Here is a 16,361-nt window from a genome sequence, read left to right as displayed (position 1 = left end):
CAGATGTGTTTTGGGAGGAAAGTAATATAAAAAAAATCAGAAGCAAATTAAGAAGTGTAGTCAGTGACATGAATCCGGTTAATTGCCCGGCTTAACGCTAACTTTGCACGAATATCATCAATATTTTCTGATTTAGTTTTTAACCTCTCCTCTGCTCTTTCTTTTGATTTTAATGCTCTGCTGACATCGATTTCATCTGATTTTTCGGCAGATTCAACAATAACTTTTATTTCATTATTGCGAACTTCACAAAACCCACCACTTGTTGCAATGTAAACACTCTCTTTCGAGTTAGTCCGTATTTTAATTGCTCCGACGGTGATATTAGAAATTACCGGTGCATGATTCGTTAGAATTTGAAATTGACCTCTTACACCGGGAACAACACAACTTAAAACTTCTTCAGAAAAAGTCTTTCCAAAAGGAGTAACAATCTCCAAATGAAGATTTTCGCTCATTTATAGCTCCCTTTTGTTTCGACTGCTTAAATCGAAACTTAAATAAAAAGATGATGCAAAACATCATCTTTTATCATATTTATTTTTTTTCTTAAAATTAATAATTATAAATCTTTAGCACGCTCAAGAACTTCATCAATTCCACCTACCATATAAAAGGCTTGTTCAGGTATATGATCGTATTCACCTTCAACAATACCCTTAAATCCTTTTACTGAATCTTCTAAGCGAACATATTTCCCAGGAGTACCTGTAAACTGTTCTGCAACAAAGAATGGCTGTGATAAATATTTTTGTACCTTACGTGCACGTGCTACTACATTTTTATCTTCATCACTCAGCTCATCCATACCTAAAATTGCAATTATATCCTGCAAGTCTTTGTATTTTTGAAGGATTTCCTGAACACTTTTAGCAACAGAATAGTGTTCTTCACCCACAACACGAGGATCAAGAATTCGCGAAGTAGAATCTAACGGATCCACAGCTGGATAAATTCCAAGTTCAGATATTTGCCTAGATAAAACTGTTGTTGCATCCAGGTGAGAGAAAGTTGTTGCCGGGGCAGGATCTGTTAAATCATCGGCAGGTACATAAATTGCCTGTACAGAAGTAACTGAACCTTTTTTAGTAGAAGTAATCCTTTCTTGAAGGGCTCCCATTTCCGTTGCAAGGTTTGGCTGATACCCAACAGCAGATGGCATACGGCCCAACAGCGCAGATACCTCAGATCCAGCTTGCGTAAAACGGAAAATGTTATCAACAAAAAGAAGCACGTCTTTGCCCTCTTCATCGCGGAAATATTCAGCTTGTGTCAAACCTGTCAATGCAACACGTTGGCGCGCTCCGGGAGGTTCATTCATCTGGCCAAAAACCAGTGCTGTTTTATCAATAACACCAGATTCTTTCATTTCAAGCCAAAGGTCATTTCCTTCCCTTGTTCTTTCACCAACACCGGCAAAAACAGAATAGCCGCCATGTTCGGTAGCAATATTACGAATTAGTTCCTGAATTAAAACAGTTTTACCAACACCTGCACCACCAAACAATCCAGTTTTTCCACCCTTTGTATAAGGTTCAAGAAGGTCAATTACCTTAATTCCCGTTTCAAGGATTTCTGCACTTGTACTCAAATCTTCCAATTTAGGAGCCGGTCTATGTATTGGATATTTTACTTCATTTTTAATTTCCCCTAATCCATCAATTCCTTCACCAATTACATTTATTAATCGCCCCAAAGAGCCTGGCCCTACAGGAACTGTAATAGGAGCACCTGTATCTAAAGCTTCCATTCCTCTTACAAGGCCATCTGTTGAGTCCATTGCCACAGAACGTACAATATTTTCACCAAGATGCTGCTGCACTTCTGCAACTAGTTTTTTGCCATCTGCCAGTTTTATTTCTACTGCATTATAAATAGCCGGCAGTTTACCTTCATCAAATTCAAGGTCCAAAACAGGACCAATTACCTGACTAATTTTTCCTTTATTCATTGAAAAAAAGCCCTCGTTTATGATTCTTTAAGTGCTTCGGCGCCACCAACAATTTCATTCAATTCTGTTGTAATGGCTGCCTGTCTTGCTCTGTTATAGTGCAAGGTTAATTTTGATTTTATTTCTTCTGCATTTTCTGTTGCGCTGTCCATTGCTGTCATGCGTGCACCTTGTTCAGCTGCATTACTTTCAAGCAAAATTCGCCAGATCTGCACATTTAAATGCTTTGGTATTACTGTACTAAGAATCGATTTCACATCAGGTTCGTAGATATAATCTACCGCGTGGTATTCTTCATTATTCGATTCATCTACAGTAAACGGTAAAAACGTCTCAGTAATAAGGTTTTGCTGAATCGCAGATTTAAACTCATTATACACAATTTCAATTCTGTCAAATTTTTCGGATGTATAAGCTGATATCAAGGTTCTAGAAATTTCCAGTGCATCTTCAAATGATAAATGATTGAAGAAGTTTTGTTTTGCAGAAAAAATCGGATAATCACGTTTCCCAAAAAATTCACTGTTTTTTCGGCCAATGGTATACAGTTCATACTCAGTGTCTTTATACTGCGCAATTCGTTCTAAAACACTGCGAACAATATTACTGTTAAATCCACCGCACAGCCCTCTATCCGCCGCAACAGCAACAATTAAAACCTTTTCCACCGGTCTTTTGATCATAAGATCTAAATTTACTTCAGATTGATCAATTTGAGAAAGGTGTGCGATTAGATCTCTCAGATCATATGCATATGGCCTGATAGCTACAATATTTTCCTGAGCCCGCCGCAATTTTGCCGCAGCAACCATCTTCATGGCTTTGGTTATTTGCTGAGTACTTTTAACACTTGCAATTCGCTGCCTTATTTCTCGAAGGGTTGCCATCAATCTCCCTCATACCTGAAAGCTTCAACAAATTTAGATAAAATATCTTTCATTGTATTTTCAAGCTCTTCACTAATCTTGGATTTTTCTGCAATTTCTTTCAAAACGTTCGGATATTTTAGTTCCAAATGATTAATGAACTCTTCTTCAAAACGCTTTATTACAGAAACAGGTAACTGATCGATAAATCCATTTGTAGCTGCAAAAATTATTGCAATCTGTTTTTCAAATGGTAATGGTTGATACTGACCTTGTTTCAATATTTCAACAAGCCGTTCACCACGACGCAACTGTTGTTGTGTCGCTGCATCAAGATCTGAACCGAATTTTGCAAAAGCTTCTAATTCTCTGTACTGGGCAAGTTCCAAACGTAAACTTCCGGCAACCTGTTTCATAGCTTTGATTTGTGCACTACCACCAACACGTGAAACAGATATACCGACATTAATCGCTGGTCTTACGCCAGAAAAGAATAAATTTGATTCAAGAAATATCTGACCATCAGTAATGGAAATAACATTTGTTGGAATATAAGCGGAAACATCACCAGCCTGTGTTTCAATAATAGGCAATGCTGTCAGTGATCCTCCACCAAGGTCATCACTTAATTTTGCTGCACGTTCCAGCAAACGGGAGTGAACATAAAACACATCACCAGGATAAGCTTCACGGCCCGGAGGACGACGTAAAAGCAAGGAAACCTGTCTATATGCCCACGCATGTTTTGATAAATCGTCATATACAACAAGTGCATGTTTTCCATTATCACGGAAATATTCACCCATTGCAACACCTGCGTATGGAGATATAAACTGAAGAGGTGCAGGATCATTTGCATTTGCAGTAACAACAATCGTGTACTCCATAGCACCTTCATCTTCAAGTGTTTTAACAACTCGGGCAACCGTAGATGCTTTTTGACCAATAGCTACGTAAACGCAAAATACGTCTGTACCTTTTTGGTTAATAATTGTATCGATAGCAACGGCTGTTTTACCTGTCTGACGGTCACCGATAATCAACTCTCGTTGGCCACGGCCAATCGGAATCATCGAGTCAATAGCTTTTAACCCTGTTGCCAATGGCTCTTTTACGGGTTGACGTTGAATTACGCCTTCCGCTTTGCGCTCAACTAAAATAAATTTATCTGTTTTGATTTCGCCTTTGCCATCCAACGGAATTCCTAGTGGATTAACAACCCGGCCCAACATTTCTTCCCCTACAGGAACCTGAACAACCTTGTTGGTACGTTTGACAGTATCACCTTCTTTGATCAAAGTATCTTCGCCAAAAAGAATAATACCAACATTGTCCTCTTCAAGGTTAAAAACCATTCCCATCACATCATTAGGGAACTCAATCAGTTCGCCGGCCATGGCTTTTTCCAGGCCATACACACGGGCAATCCCGTCACCAACCTGAAGAACAGTACCAACTTCATAAACATCTGATTCTGTCTGAAAGTCTTTTAACTGTTTTTTCAGAATTGCAGAGACTTCATCTGGTCTAACTGCATTGCTCATTTATTCAACCTCTTATTTAAAACTTTATGAAATCAGTTTTTCTTTTAATTTTGACAATTGATAACGAACACTGTTGTCAATAATTACATCTTCAATCTTCACAGTAAATCCACCAATCAAAGAACTATCTTCCTTTGCTTCAATAAGAACAGACTTTTGTGTTATATTCTCAATGTTTGATTTTATGCTGTCTAATTGTCCATCGTCCAGACTGATCGGACTTGTAACTTCTGCAACGATTTGATTTTTATGACTTAGAAGAAGCTCATCAAACTTTAAAAGGATTTGATCTAAAACATCAACCCGTTTTTTTGAGCTTAACAAGAACAGAAAATTCATTGTCAATGGATCAAGTTTTCCTGAAAATAAATTTTTGAATACTTCTGTCTTCTTAGTTCCACTTAGCAACGGGTTTAATACAAATGTTTTAAATTGAACATTCGAATTAAATAGTTCTTTTAACTCAGCTAAATCATTAGCAACTGTGTCTAGTTTCTTTTCATCTTGCGCCAGCGAAAACAATGCTTTTGCGTAGCGAATTGATATTCTGCTCAAGTAAACTCCTGCTAATTCTTTAACGATTTTGGCATAGAAGAGATATAATCATCAACCACTTTTTTGTTCGTTTCTTTATCTATAGCCTGGGTTAATATTTTCTCAGCTGCACCAATTGCCAAATCTACAACTTCAGCTTTAAGGGATTTGATAGCATCATCACGTTGCTTCTCAATCTCCTGTTTAGCCTTTTCTACTTCTTTTGTAGCATCTTCACGTGCTTTATCCAAAATCTCAGAACGGGTCTTTTGTGCAATATCTTGTGCTTCTCTTAAGACCGACTGTGCTTGTGCATCAGCTTCTGCTATCATTTTTTTATGCTTACTTAATAGTTCTTCGGCTTCTTCACGCTGCTTTTTTGCCTCATCAATATCATTGCGAATCCCCTCTTCCCTTTCGGTAAGAGAGCTTAACAATGGCTTCAGGGCTGTTTTATATAAAATGACCAGTAGTATGAAAAATGTAACCCATACCCAGATCATCATCCCAGGATTTAGTTCTAGCATTTTTAAGTTTCCTAACCTTTGTTAACCAAAAAGAACGCAATTACAATACCAAAAAGTGCAACACCCTCAATCATCGCCGCAGCAATAATCATTGTAATACGAATGGCGTTTCCAGCTTCCGGCTGACGTGCTGTTCCGTCCATTGCTGATGCGGCTAATCTTCCGATACCCATACCAGCGCCAATTGTAGTTAAACCTGCGCCAAGGCCAGCTGCTAAATATGCTAATGCTAATGACCATTCACCCATTTTTAAACTCCTCCTAAAATATTATATGTAAGTGTATTTTATATTTTTATTTTTAACTTTAAATTTCGTTTTAATGATCCGGATTTACACTCATTCCAATAAACAATGCCGAAAGAAGTGTAAAAATATATGCCTGAATTGTTGCTACTAATAATTCCAAAAAGAAAACAAACAATCCAAAAGCAATTGATATTGGTGAAGCAAATAATGTTTTAAATACAACCACCAAACCAATTAATGCAAACAATACAATGTGCCCGGCAGTCATATTTGCAAACAGACGAATCATCAAGGCAACATGTTTTGCAATTAAACCGACCAACTCTACAACAAACATTAACGGCCACAAATAACCAGGAACACCATGAGGAACAAGTCCTTTATAATATCCGATTAACCCGTTTTCTTTTACACCAAAAATTTGAGTTGATAAAAATGTTACCAATGCCAGAGAAGCTGTTACACTGATATTAGCTGTAGATGTTGAAAAAAGCGGAATTAATCCCATCAGGTTGGCAACCCAGATAAACATAAAAAAGGTTACTAATAGTGGTGTGAATTTTTTACCATGTTTTTCACCCATGTTGGAAATTGCAATTTCGTCGCGTACAAAAACAACGATCATTTCCAAAAACATTCCAAATCCGGACTGAACTTGTTTGTCCCGTTTTACTGACCGGAACATAATCAGCAGAATTATCGCTGCAATCCAAATCATTACAACATGGTTTGTAATAGAAAAATCCAGTGAAACTCCACCAATTTGAACTGGCTCAAATTGCGGCAAATGAATATGTATCCCAAAAGGTAAGTGCCATTCCGTACTATTAGAAATATGGTCAATGATCCACTGGCCTATATTTCCCGATTCAGCAGCTTTAGGAACTGTTGCAACAGAATCTGAGACGGCGCTTGTTGTTGTAACTTCGGTCATTTTTAAATTTAGCCTGACTGTTTAAAAGTATGTAAAATGTATATTTCTACTGTTTGAAATAGAAAATATAATATAAAGAAGGCAACGCTAAAAACAAAATGATTTACAGGCATTTTCATCACAATTGTGAAAAAAATTGCGAGCAAAAAAAATAATCTAATTAGTGTTGACCTGATATATCCCTTTACGAACTCAATGTCCGGTTTCTTTAGAATTTTTTTAATAAAAAAAAGGGTAATGAACACATTTATTGTGCAAAGTACCCCTGCAAGTACAAATCCTAAAATTTCGGCCGTTTCTATTTTACTATTAAAATAGATTAATATTACGACACCAGTATAAATCACTAAAATTCCTGAAATATATTTAAATAACTCTTTTAACATCAATCAGGATCTTTTTCTATATGTGTGATAACGATGTATAGCTTATAAAAACCCAAAGATAACCCGACAAACAATCCAATCAATAGAAATAAAAAATTGAAACCATAAGCCTGATCTATTTTATAACCAACAAATCCAAATATGATCATTGCACTTATAAAAAAATAAGTAATATTTAAATAAGGGCCCGCTTTGGAGTAAGCCGAATTAATTTCTTTTTGGTTATCTTTCTTCTTTTTTACAAAAGACACCAAACTACACGTTGCCTTTTTCTACTTGAGAAATTGTATTTTTTGGTATGGAAGAGTTTGTAATTCCCATGTCAGCTGTTCCATCAAAAACCGCACCTTCATCAATAATTAGTTTTTTTGCCTTTAATTCACCAACAAGGCTTGATTTAGGTTCCAGAACAATTTTCTCATTTACGTTTACTTTTCCTTTTACCCGGCCACCAATTACCGCATTCACCGCTTCTATATCACCTTCAACCTGGCCGTTTTCACTAACTGTAACGGTATGTTTACAAATTAATTTACCCTTTATCGTACCGGCTACATGAATACTGCTTTCTGTTTTTATATTGCCTTCGATATGAGTCCCTTTTCCAATAAAATTTAATTCTGCAGATTGGGCCCCTGAGTTATTTTTTAATGCCACTGAAAATTCCTTTCAATTTTTATTACGTTCTAATGCGCTTACATACATCATCGGATCAATCGGCTGGTCGTTGTTCCATACTTCAAAATGAACATGCGCCCCACTGCTGATCTCTCCTGTATCACCAACAAGAGCGATTACCTGCCCTTTGGTCACCTTTTCCAGAATTGAGACCAGGTTTCGTTGATTATGTTTGTACAAAGATGTATATCCATACTTGTGTTTAATTATTAAAATATATCCAGACTTTAATGTCCATCCGGAAAAGATAACTGTGCCATCGGCTGTCGCTTTAATGGCTGTCCCTTTTGAAGCTGCAATATCAAGCCCATAATGCGGATCGACGACTAAATCTTTAACTTGATAACCACGCGTTATAAAACCATTAACCGGCATTATAGAAGGGATAAAATTAAAAATTGTCCGCTTTTTTTCCGGCTTTAGGTTGTCAAAATCCAAGTCTGTCAGCGACGTGTCGTCTTCAGCAGAAACTTTTTCGATTTGGACATAGCCGGTTAGTGTGTTGCGGATATCATCATTCATTTTACGCATTTTTGAAAGGTCGCTCTGCATACCCTCAACACTTTGCAAACTTGTACGCAACTCAAAATTTTCTTCTTTAAGTCTTACATAATCCAAGGCAATGTTCGCCACACTCCAATAGCTTGCGGCACCTAAAACAATCAATACCAAAACTACAACTGCTGATATTAATAATGATCGTACAGCAAAAGCACTTAATGTGAAATTTTTAGGATTGTCTTTGCTATCGGGGATTATGAGGAATGAATATGTTTTGATTTTTCTTTTTGAACGTGACATTTTCTAAACTACTTATCCTGGATTTGATCAAATAATTCCACCAAGCGACTCAGGTCTTCCGGAGAATAAAAGTCAACCTCAATAGTGCCGCCTTCCTTTTTAGGACGAATATTTACTTTTGTTCCCAAAGAATCACGCAAATTATCTTCAACTTTCTGCAGAAATATGCTACGACGAGGTGCTTCTTTCTTTTTAGGCTTTGTTTTAGATTTTTCGTTTGCTTCTTTAACAAGGCTTTCTACTTTGCGTACAGAAAGGCCGTCTTTTACAATTTGTTTCCAGACTGACTTTTGATTTTTTTCATTTGTAATGGCCAGCAAGCTGCGTGCATGCCCCATACTTATTTCACTTTTACGAACACTATCCTGGATTAATGAAGGCAGTTTTAACAGGCGGATGATATTTGTAATTGTACTCCGCTCCTTGCCAATTTTTTGAGCAACTTCATCCTGAGTTAATTTACATTCATCTATCAATCTTTGATAAGCCTGTGCCTGCTCGATAGGATTTAAACGTTCGCGCTGAACATTTTCAATAATGGCCAGCTCAAGCATTTCTTCTTTGGTTTCAATTTGGCGGATATAACAAGGAACTTTATCCAACCCGATTTCTGTGACAGCACGTAAACGTCTTTCACCAGATATCAACTCATAATGGTCATCAACCCGGCGCACTGTAATTGGCTGAATAACACCATTTTCTTCGATGGAAGATTTTAATTCCTGTAAAGCAACAGGATCAAACTCCAAACGTGGTTGATATGGATTTGGGCGGATTAGCAAAACCTCTATTTCCAGAAGGGTTGCATCTTCGCTAATTGGTGCAGATTTTGTATCGGGGATAAGCGCGTTTAATCCGCGGCCGAGCCTATTTGTTTTTTTCACCAAGGACTTCCTCTGCAAGATTCATATAATTCTGACTTCCAATACAGACAGCATCGTACATTATAACCGGCTTACCAAAACTTGGTGCTTCTCCAAGACGCACATTTCTGCTAATGGCAGTTTTATACACCTTTTCTTTAAAATAGTCGCGTACTTCGTGGGCAACCTGGTTACATAAATTTAAACGGTTGTCGTACATCGTTAAAACAACACCCTCAATTTGCAGCGATTTATTTAGGTTTTTTTGCACAAGATGTACAGTATTCAGCAATTGAGAAAGACCCTCCAAGGCGTAATATTCACATTGAATGGGAATCAAAACAGAATCCGCTGCTGTAAGTGCATTTAATGTCAATAAACTAAGAGATGGCGGGCAATCAATAAAAATATAATCATATTTTTCTTTTAACTCGGCCAGGGAATGTTTCAATTTGTATTCCCTTCCGGATTTAGATACAAGCTCTACCTCGGCACCAACAAGACGAATATGCGATGGAATTAAATCCAGGTTTGGAACGACCGTTTTCATTGTCGCATTTGAGGCATCCTGATCACCAACCAAAACTTCGTAAGATGTGACTTCATTGTCTTCAGGATTTACACCGACCCCGCTTGTTGCATTTGCCTGCGGATCCATATCGATTAATAAGGTGGAGCGTTCTGCGATGGCAATACAACTGGCCAGATTAATAGCCGTAGTCGTTTTTCCTACACCGCCCTTTTGATTTGTAATAGCAATTATTTTGCCCATACTTTTCTGATATTCACTTTTTTTAATCTGAATTTGATGATTTTTTTACGATGCCGTTCTTTTTATCGCTGGTTTTTTAAAGCACCCTAAAAAATTGAGATGGGCAATTTAAAATGATCGATCTTTTAAAGCAAGATGATTTATTGAGTCTAAGATGCTGGACTTTAAGATTGTAAGAATCATAATCTGGAAGATTCTTTCTTTTGACTAATATTCAGATTATTTCAATCTTTCAGTCTTTAATTATTCAAATCCTTTTCCCCGCAGCGCTCAGAGACTTCTCTTAAAAGTCTCTGCACTTCTTCATTTTGATCAACCAATTTGTTATTGTTAGTTGAATTCAAGTCTTGCACAACCTTGATTGCCTGGTCACAACTATCTGCCCGGGAATACATATCTGCCAATCTGCCCAAGCAAGTAATTTTATGGTTTGGATTGGCTTGCGGATCGAAGTCAATTAATTCCAACAAAGCTTTATAAGATGCAATTGCCTTGGGAAAATCTTTTTTCTTCATAAAAACATGGGAGTGTGCCCAGCGCATAAAAACACTTTGCGGATATTCCTCGATAATATTAATCGTCAGTTCCTCAGCCTGATCGAATTCCCCAAAATCCAGCAGAATATAAATGAGCTGGTGCATCGCTAAATATTTACTGTACGAGTCATGCTCAATGGTTTTACGGATCAAAGCAATGCCCTCTTCCCTTTGATCAGGGATAAACGGGATCCAGTCTATTTTTGTGCTGAGCCAATATTTGTAGGCACCCAAACCAAGATATGCATCCCAAATTGTGCTATCGGTTTCTATGGCCTGCTCCAGATAATCGGCCGAGCGGCTGCCGTTTTTTACTGCGCTTAACCATTCACCAATTTGTCCCTGGTAAAAAGCCAGATAGCCATAAGCGCTACCAACATAAAATTCTGTTTTGGCTTTTTGCTTTTCTTGTAAATCTTTGCGCTCAAGTTTGGCTTCACCTTTGTTTATCACAAATTGTAGGGCATCGTAAAAGGATTGGTTTTCTTCGGTGTTTTCAAAATGGGTCATTTTGGAGTTGAGAACTGAAGCATAGTAAAAATGCACAGCAAGCGAGGAATCACCATTTTGAATGCGGTTGGTTAGCAAGGTTTCTGCCTGGCTGAATTTGGTGTTTATGGTAAGGTCAATACTTTCTTTTACCCAATTCTGGCTCTGGGCAAAAATTGCCTGACTAATACTTATAATTAAAAAAAAAGTAGTTGAAAATCTTTTTATCATCGAACAACCGCTATTTTACCAACCTGTTTTTTATCGTCAGAGACAACCACAAAGTAATAAATTCCGCTGCTTAACGGTTTATCATTTTTATCACGCAAATCCCAGGGAAGGGTTATTTTTTCTGAGCTTTCATTTTTCAGGGTTTGCACGGGATGTTGGTTCAAATCAAAAATAGATATTTTAGCATTGGCCGGCACCGCGTAAAAATAACTAACCCCAATTTCCACCTTTGCCGGGTTTGGGCCAAACACCACTTTAGATCCATCAGGGGGTTTAATGGTTGAATCCGGGATAAAAGTAAAGTTTGCAGTTACTGATGTATCGCGGCTGTTGGAAACAAGAAATGCTATATCCTGAGGAATAAAATCCAAAACAAGTGGCTGGTTTACACCGGATGAAACTGAGAAACTATTCATGTTTTCAGAATTAAAATGATTTAAGCGGATATCCGGATTATCGCTGTTTGTTGATATGGAGGCTAAACCACCGGTTTGCAGAATTGAATCCACAGAAATATAATAAAATGACTCGCTATTAACTTTGGTTTCAAATTCTACTATTGTACTTCCATTATATTGGGCAGACTCCGAAATTTCAATTTCCGGGAAATCAGCAGCATCATTAAAAAACTGATCCGCAACAGACCGGCTACCGGTAAAATACATCCATTTGCCATAATCATTGAGACTTTCAGAAAATGACGAGCCTTTCTTTTTTAAGACAATATCCATCGCATTCAGGGCTACGACACTTTCTTCGCCAATTGTTTCAAGAATTTCGATTGTCACTTGTGGATTGTATTGTTCAGCAAGCATATGAAAATAAATTCCATTGCCATACATATTGGATTGCGAAGTGAAACGAAGCGACTGAACAGACCTGAAGAGACCCGGTAAATAGGCATAATAATCATTTACATCAGGATATAAAACTTCTTCCAGCCAGGTCGAGAGCATCTCCAGAAAATAACGTTGCGCAAATGGATTTACATTTTCCCAGACCGGATAACCCAATTGAATTGCGTGGTTAAACTCATGAGCTGCAGTTACACGCATCCCATCAAAGCCTTTGGTTGCCAACCCGGAATTTTGGAAATCATTATCCATTTCTATAAAACTTGTGTAAAAAGTTCCAGAGGCACTGTTAACAATTTGTTCGGTAAGAGTATATCCATAATCAAAACTGCTAAGGCTTGAAAAAACTATGGTGTAGGTTTGAACTTCATTACCCAAAATATCCTTTGGCGCTTCAAATCCCAATTGATCAATTTCTATCTCCCAGGAATAATCAAAAAATACTGCAGCGGAGTCAATAAAATCCGGGATGCCATTTTGTGAAATATCTTCCAATGGTACTGAATGTACGTCTGTCGTATCGTAGTGGAGAATAAATTTTCCTTTTGGTGATTGTATTTGCATTTGCCTGGTAGGTACTGTGGCCAAAAGATAATTGTCAGCAGCTTTTTGTAAATCCCTGCTCAACTGATCGTAAATATCACGCAGGGCAAATTGATAAATAAATCCACCGCTCTGCCCACGAGTTAAATTATCAACACCCAAATACGCTTTTACTTTTTCCTGTAGTTCTTTCTGTTCAGCAGTCATTTCCGCAAACAACGGTGATGCAATAAAACCAGATAGGATTAGGATTAGAAAACAATATATTTTAAAACGATTGAATTTTGGATTGGACATTTTTTGTTGGATTAATTGTTTATAATTACTTTGAACCGTCTTTGTTTTTGTTTCTATAAGATAAGATTACCGGCACGCCGCTAAAACCAAATTGTTCCCGCAATTTATTCTCCAGAAAACGTTTATAGTTTTCCGTTATCAGGTTTGGGTGATTGCAATAAAAAGCAAACAAAGGAAAATTAGCATGCAATTGTGTGATATAATTTATTTTGATTTCTTTTCCTTTTACCGCGGGTGGAGTGGTTTCATGGATTAACGGACCAAAAAAATTATTCAGTTCAGATGTCTGAATCCGTTTGGTCATTTCCTCCATAACTGTGTTCACCAAATCCAATGCTTTGTACAACCTTTGCTTATTATGCACCGATACAAACATCATTGGGATGAAACGCAGAACGCCCAATCTCTCTCTGATATCCAAAGTATACTCATTTATAGTTTTATGATCTTTTTCTATCAAGTCCCATTTATTTAGCAGTAAAACAATTCCTTTTCGCTGATTGGTGGCTTCGTTTAACAAATAAACATCCTGGCGGGAAAGTCCTTCATTTATATCAACCATGTAAACCACAACATCGGCGCGCTGAATACTGCGAAAGGTACGCAGATTACTGTAAAAAAGGATGTTTTCTTTTACCTTGGCTTTCTTCTTCAGTCCGGCCGTATCAATCAATAAATATTTTTTATTTTGATAGTTTAGTTCCGAGTCAATTGAATCACGCGTTGTACCGGGAATGTTTGTAACAATCGAACGATTTTGCTCGAGCAGTGTATTTACGAGTGATGACTTGCCAACATTTTCTTTCCCTACAACCGCGATTTTGATACCGTCAAAATCCTGGTCACGCGCCGGAACGGTTTTTATGGCAGAGGCAAGTGTATCCAGAAAATCACCAATACTGCGCCCTTTCATAGCTGAAATTGGAATCGGTTCTTCAAGACCAAGATTATAAAATTCTCCCACATACGGATCGTTACGCTGGTCATCCACTTTATTTACAACAACCAGTACTTTGCTTTCACTTTTCCGCAGCATTGAAGCAATCTGCTCATCAATTTCTGTGATCCCGGTTTGAGCATCTACAACAAACAATAAAATATCTGCTTCATCTACAGCAAGATCAACCTGCTCTTTGATGGCAATATCCATTTGTTCGGTAGAAGCCGGCAAATAACCACCTGTATCAATCAATACAAATTGCTGACCGGTCCACTCTACATGCCCATAATTACGATCACGGGTAACACCGGGTTTGTCATCGACTATTGCCTGGCGCGATCCGATCATGCGATTAAAAAGGGTTGATTTTCCTACATTTGGGCGGCCAATAATAGCCACGATTGGTTCACTCATTTTTACAATACTTTCTTATTTTCTATTATGTTATAACTTCTGAAATCTTCATTCAGCAATCTGCACTCGCCAATCAAAGCATCTGAATTATGAATGCGGATTAACGATTTCCGATTGTGGAAGTTTTAATCTCGATAATCATTCTTAATAATTGCATTTTTTTCTGCTGTCTTCGAACTCTTTACAAAAATTGAAATCAATTCATCATTTTCAGCCAAAGCAATTTGAATTTTTTCCAATGACTTAAAAAGCTTTGCATTCCGTATAATCTTGAGACATACGAAAGATTCTCTCAACTCTTTTAAAACAATTTTGATTTTATGAATGAAGTCCTTTCTCGATTCCGCACTTTGTGCTTCACCATAATTTAAGGCTGGTGATGTCCCTGACCGAACAAGTTGACCCGATAAATGGTTTGCTGCCTTTTTATTTGGCATTTCTTCAATTAATTCTATTATAAGTACAGCAAACTTTATTAGTCTTTCTTCCAGGTTAGAACTTTTATTATTCATGTTATCCATTCAATAATGTCAGCAACCTGCTTTATTTCTGCAATCATCATTCAGCAATCTGCACTCGCCAATCAAAGCATCTGAATTATGAATGCGGATTAACGATTTCCGATTGTTGAAGTTTTAAAAACTCTTCCAGTTCCTTTGGCAAGTCACAAATTTCACCACTATAAACATGGCAGGCAACACCCAGTTTTTCAGATAACTTTTCAACGGTCCAATCATCTAAAAATAAATCATTTTCATTTAAAACTCTCGGCGGCAGTAAAACCACATCACCAAGATCTTTGTCTTTTAGTTGATCATAAATATCTTCCGCCACTAACAAACCGGAGACCTGAATTGACGGCCCATACCATTTGTTGACTATGGGAGTTAAATCAACATTAAGATTTTTTATTTTGCGTAACGGATTTATGATTTCATCTTCGAGTAACTTATGCGCCAAAAGTCCTGTTACCCAGGTGACTTTTACCAGTCTTGACATCTCTTTGGGCATCTTTGGATAATCTTTATTAAAGGTGTCGATCATATCACGAAACTCGCCAACGCCATTTTCAATTTGATAAAACGCATCATAATAAGCTGCAGAAGGCAACGGCTGTTTGGCTTTGATGAAAAACTCATCGGACAAATAAATAAAACTATTGCCCAGTTCTTCCTTCATTTTTACCCTGCGCTGATCAACAAAATCGATCATCTCAGTTAATTCCTGCGCCGTATGGATACGCAAAGGCGTTAAACGTTTACGATGCTGAGTTAGTCCCAAAGGTACAACTGCAATGGATTTTACACCGGGATAAAACTGTTTCAGGTCGTTTACAGTCTGGTCAAATATTTCACCATCATTCACTCCTGGTGTTAACACAATTTGTGTATGTAGTTCAATTCCGTTGGATGTAAGATATTTCATCTTTTCCAAAAGGTGATCATCTTTTTTAATACCCAGCAAAAACTTGCGTGTTTTCTCTTCCGTAGAATGTACCGAAATATAAAGTGGTGACAATCGTTGCTCAACAATCCGTTCCAAATCAGATTGTTTCATTGTTGTCATTGTTACGTAATGGCCATACATAAAAGAGTAACGGTAATCTTCATCCTTAAAATAAAGCGGTTTGCGCATGCCTTTAGGGTTTTGGTAAACAAAACAAAAAACACAATTATTACCGCAGGCCATAAGCTCCATGTCTTCAAGCTCAAGACCAATATCTTCATCCATGTCTTTTTCAATTTCAAACAAGATTTGTTCATCGCCGCGCTGAATTAACACTTCAATTTCTTCACCACTTTGGTGAAAACGGTAATCAAGTCTGTCGTTTATTTTTTTACCATTTATCGATTCGAGCATATCCCCGCTGTGGATTTGCAATTCTTCTGCGATACTGTCTTTTTCTATGGTGGTAATTTTAATCATAATTGGCCTTAAAATAACACGATGCCA

18 protein-coding genes are annotated in these 16,361 nt (G+C 37.4%); all 18 read right to left on the bottom strand.

Going from position 1 to position 16,361, the window contains the following annotated elements; genetic code table 11:
• Nucleotides 1-47 precede the first annotated feature (47 nt).
• Nucleotides 48-458: a F0F1 ATP synthase subunit epsilon gene (locus tag HND50_14910; protein NOG46530.1), complete on the bottom strand. Its 411-nt coding sequence runs from the start codon at nucleotides 456-458 to the stop codon at nucleotides 48-50.
• Between the two features lie 104 nt (nucleotides 459-562).
• The gene (atpD, locus tag HND50_14905) at nucleotides 563-1,951 is read right to left on the bottom strand and encodes a F0F1 ATP synthase subunit beta (GenBank protein ID NOG46529.1); all 1,389 of its coding nucleotides are present in this window, start codon (nucleotides 1,949-1,951) and stop codon (nucleotides 563-565) included.
• Between the two features lie 17 nt (nucleotides 1,952-1,968).
• A complete protein-coding gene (gene atpG / locus HND50_14900) occupies nucleotides 1,969-2,838 on the bottom strand; it encodes an ATP synthase F1 subunit gamma (protein NOG46528.1) in 870 nt (289 codons plus the stop codon).
• Nucleotides 2,838-4,361, bottom strand: a complete 1,524-nt coding sequence (locus HND50_14895; GenBank protein ID NOG46527.1) for a F0F1 ATP synthase subunit alpha — start codon at nucleotides 4,359-4,361, stop codon at nucleotides 2,838-2,840. Before HND50_14895 ends, atpG begins: the two co-directional genes overlap by 1 nt.
• 24 nt (nucleotides 4,362-4,385) lie before the next feature.
• A complete protein-coding gene (gene atpH / locus HND50_14890; GenBank protein NOG46526.1) occupies nucleotides 4,386-4,916 on the bottom strand; it encodes an ATP synthase F1 subunit delta in 531 nt (176 codons plus the stop codon).
• 11 nt (nucleotides 4,917-4,927) lie between these two features.
• Nucleotides 4,928-5,422: a F0F1 ATP synthase subunit B gene (atpF, locus tag HND50_14885; protein ID NOG46525.1), complete on the bottom strand. Its 495-nt coding sequence runs from the start codon at nucleotides 5,420-5,422 to the stop codon at nucleotides 4,928-4,930.
• Between the two features lie 11 nt (nucleotides 5,423-5,433).
• On the bottom strand, nucleotides 5,434-5,670 hold the full coding sequence (gene atpE, locus HND50_14880) for an ATP synthase F0 subunit C (protein NOG46524.1): 237 nt from the start codon (nucleotides 5,668-5,670) through the stop codon (nucleotides 5,434-5,436).
• 70 nt (nucleotides 5,671-5,740) lie between these two features.
• Complete coding sequence (gene atpB / locus HND50_14875) at nucleotides 5,741-6,604, bottom strand: F0F1 ATP synthase subunit A (GenBank protein ID NOG46523.1); 864 nt, start codon at nucleotides 6,602-6,604, stop codon at nucleotides 5,741-5,743.
• 385 nt (nucleotides 6,605-6,989) lie between these two features.
• A complete protein-coding gene (locus HND50_14870; GenBank protein ID NOG46522.1) occupies nucleotides 6,990-7,241 on the bottom strand; it encodes an AtpZ/AtpI family protein in 252 nt (83 codons plus the stop codon).
• A gap of 4 nt (nucleotides 7,242-7,245) precedes the next feature.
• Nucleotides 7,246-7,647 carry a polymer-forming cytoskeletal protein gene (locus HND50_14865; GenBank protein ID NOG46521.1) on the bottom strand — a complete coding sequence of 134 codons (402 nt, stop codon included), beginning with the start codon at nucleotides 7,645-7,647 and terminating at the stop codon, nucleotides 7,246-7,248.
• Nucleotides 7,648-7,659: 12 nt separating this feature from the next.
• On the bottom strand, nucleotides 7,660-8,469 hold the full coding sequence (locus tag HND50_14860; GenBank protein ID NOG46520.1) for a M23 family metallopeptidase: 810 nt from the start codon (nucleotides 8,467-8,469) through the stop codon (nucleotides 7,660-7,662).
• Between the two features lie 8 nt (nucleotides 8,470-8,477).
• The gene (locus tag HND50_14855; GenBank protein NOG46519.1) at nucleotides 8,478-9,353 is read right to left on the bottom strand and encodes a ParB/RepB/Spo0J family partition protein; all 876 of its coding nucleotides are present in this window, start codon (nucleotides 9,351-9,353) and stop codon (nucleotides 8,478-8,480) included.
• Nucleotides 9,337-10,104, bottom strand: coding sequence for a ParA family protein (locus HND50_14850; protein NOG46518.1), 768 nt, complete (start codon nucleotides 10,102-10,104; stop codon nucleotides 9,337-9,339). The genes HND50_14855 and HND50_14850 overlap by 17 nt, the downstream gene beginning before the upstream one ends.
• Before the next feature lie 239 nt (nucleotides 10,105-10,343).
• Nucleotides 10,344-11,360 carry a hypothetical protein gene (locus HND50_14845; protein NOG46517.1) on the bottom strand — a complete coding sequence of 339 codons (1,017 nt, stop codon included), beginning with the start codon at nucleotides 11,358-11,360 and terminating at the stop codon, nucleotides 10,344-10,346.
• Nucleotides 11,357-13,054, bottom strand: coding sequence for a T9SS type A sorting domain-containing protein (locus HND50_14840; GenBank protein ID NOG46516.1), 1,698 nt, complete (start codon nucleotides 13,052-13,054; stop codon nucleotides 11,357-11,359). The genes HND50_14845 and HND50_14840 overlap by 4 nt, the downstream gene beginning before the upstream one ends.
• Nucleotides 13,055-13,079: 25 nt before the next feature.
• A complete protein-coding gene (der, locus tag HND50_14835) occupies nucleotides 13,080-14,408 on the bottom strand; it encodes a ribosome biogenesis GTPase Der (protein ID NOG46515.1) in 1,329 nt (442 codons plus the stop codon).
• 125 nt (nucleotides 14,409-14,533) lie between these two features.
• Nucleotides 14,534-14,920, bottom strand: a complete 387-nt coding sequence (locus HND50_14830; GenBank protein ID NOG46514.1) for a four helix bundle protein — start codon at nucleotides 14,918-14,920, stop codon at nucleotides 14,534-14,536.
• Between the two features lie 85 nt (nucleotides 14,921-15,005).
• Nucleotides 15,006-16,334 (bottom strand): DUF512 domain-containing protein, encoded by a 1,329-nt coding sequence (locus tag HND50_14825; protein ID NOG46513.1) that lies wholly within the window; start codon nucleotides 16,332-16,334, stop codon nucleotides 15,006-15,008.
• Nucleotides 16,335-16,361: the final 27 nt, after the last annotated feature.

It is taken from the genome of Calditrichota bacterium, assembly GCA_013112635.1.
GTDB lineage: Bacteria > Calditrichota > Calditrichia > Calditrichales > J004 > JABFGF01.
This window is presented reverse-complemented; position numbering and strand designations above follow the sequence as displayed.

What these genes read in the sequence shown, in the direction of transcription:
- atpE (NOG46524.1), bottom strand. Translation starts at nt 5,670, where the DNA reads ATGGGTGAATGGTCATTAGCATTAGCATATTTAGCAGCTGGCCTTGGC.
- atpF (NOG46525.1), bottom strand. Translation starts at nt 5,422, where the DNA reads ATGCTAGAACTAAATCCTGGGATGATGATCTGGGTATGGGTTACATTT.
- atpD (NOG46529.1), bottom strand. Translation starts at nt 1,951, where the DNA reads ATGAATAAAGGAAAAATTAGTCAGGTAATTGGTCCTGTTTTGGACCTT.
- HND50_14850 (NOG46518.1), bottom strand. Translation starts at nt 10,104, where the DNA reads ATGGGCAAAATAATTGCTATTACAAATCAAAAGGGCGGTGTAGGAAAA.
- der (NOG46515.1), bottom strand. Translation starts at nt 14,408, where the DNA reads ATGAGTGAACCAATCGTGGCTATTATTGGCCGCCCAAATGTAGGAAAA.
- HND50_14910 (NOG46530.1), bottom strand. Translation starts at nt 458, where the DNA reads ATGAGCGAAAATCTTCATTTGGAGATTGTTACTCCTTTTGGAAAGACT.
- HND50_14860 (NOG46520.1), bottom strand. Translation starts at nt 8,469, where the DNA reads ATGTCACGTTCAAAAAGAAAAATCAAAACATATTCATTCCTCATAATC.
- atpG (NOG46528.1), bottom strand. Translation starts at nt 2,838, where the DNA reads ATGGCAACCCTTCGAGAAATAAGGCAGCGAATTGCAAGTGTTAAAAGT.
- HND50_14830 (NOG46514.1), bottom strand. Translation starts at nt 14,920, where the DNA reads ATGAATAATAAAAGTTCTAACCTGGAAGAAAGACTAATAAAGTTTGCT.
- HND50_14825 (NOG46513.1), bottom strand. Translation starts at nt 16,334, where the DNA reads ATGATTAAAATTACCACCATAGAAAAAGACAGTATCGCAGAAGAATTG.
- HND50_14840 (NOG46516.1), bottom strand. Translation starts at nt 13,054, where the DNA reads ATGTCCAATCCAAAATTCAATCGTTTTAAAATATATTGTTTTCTAATC.
- HND50_14845 (NOG46517.1), bottom strand. Translation starts at nt 11,360, where the DNA reads ATGATAAAAAGATTTTCAACTACTTTTTTTTTAATTATAAGTATTAGT.
- atpB (NOG46523.1), bottom strand. Translation starts at nt 6,604, where the DNA reads ATGACCGAAGTTACAACAACAAGCGCCGTCTCAGATTCTGTTGCAACA.
- HND50_14895 (NOG46527.1), bottom strand. Translation starts at nt 4,361, where the DNA reads ATGAGCAATGCAGTTAGACCAGATGAAGTCTCTGCAATTCTGAAAAAA.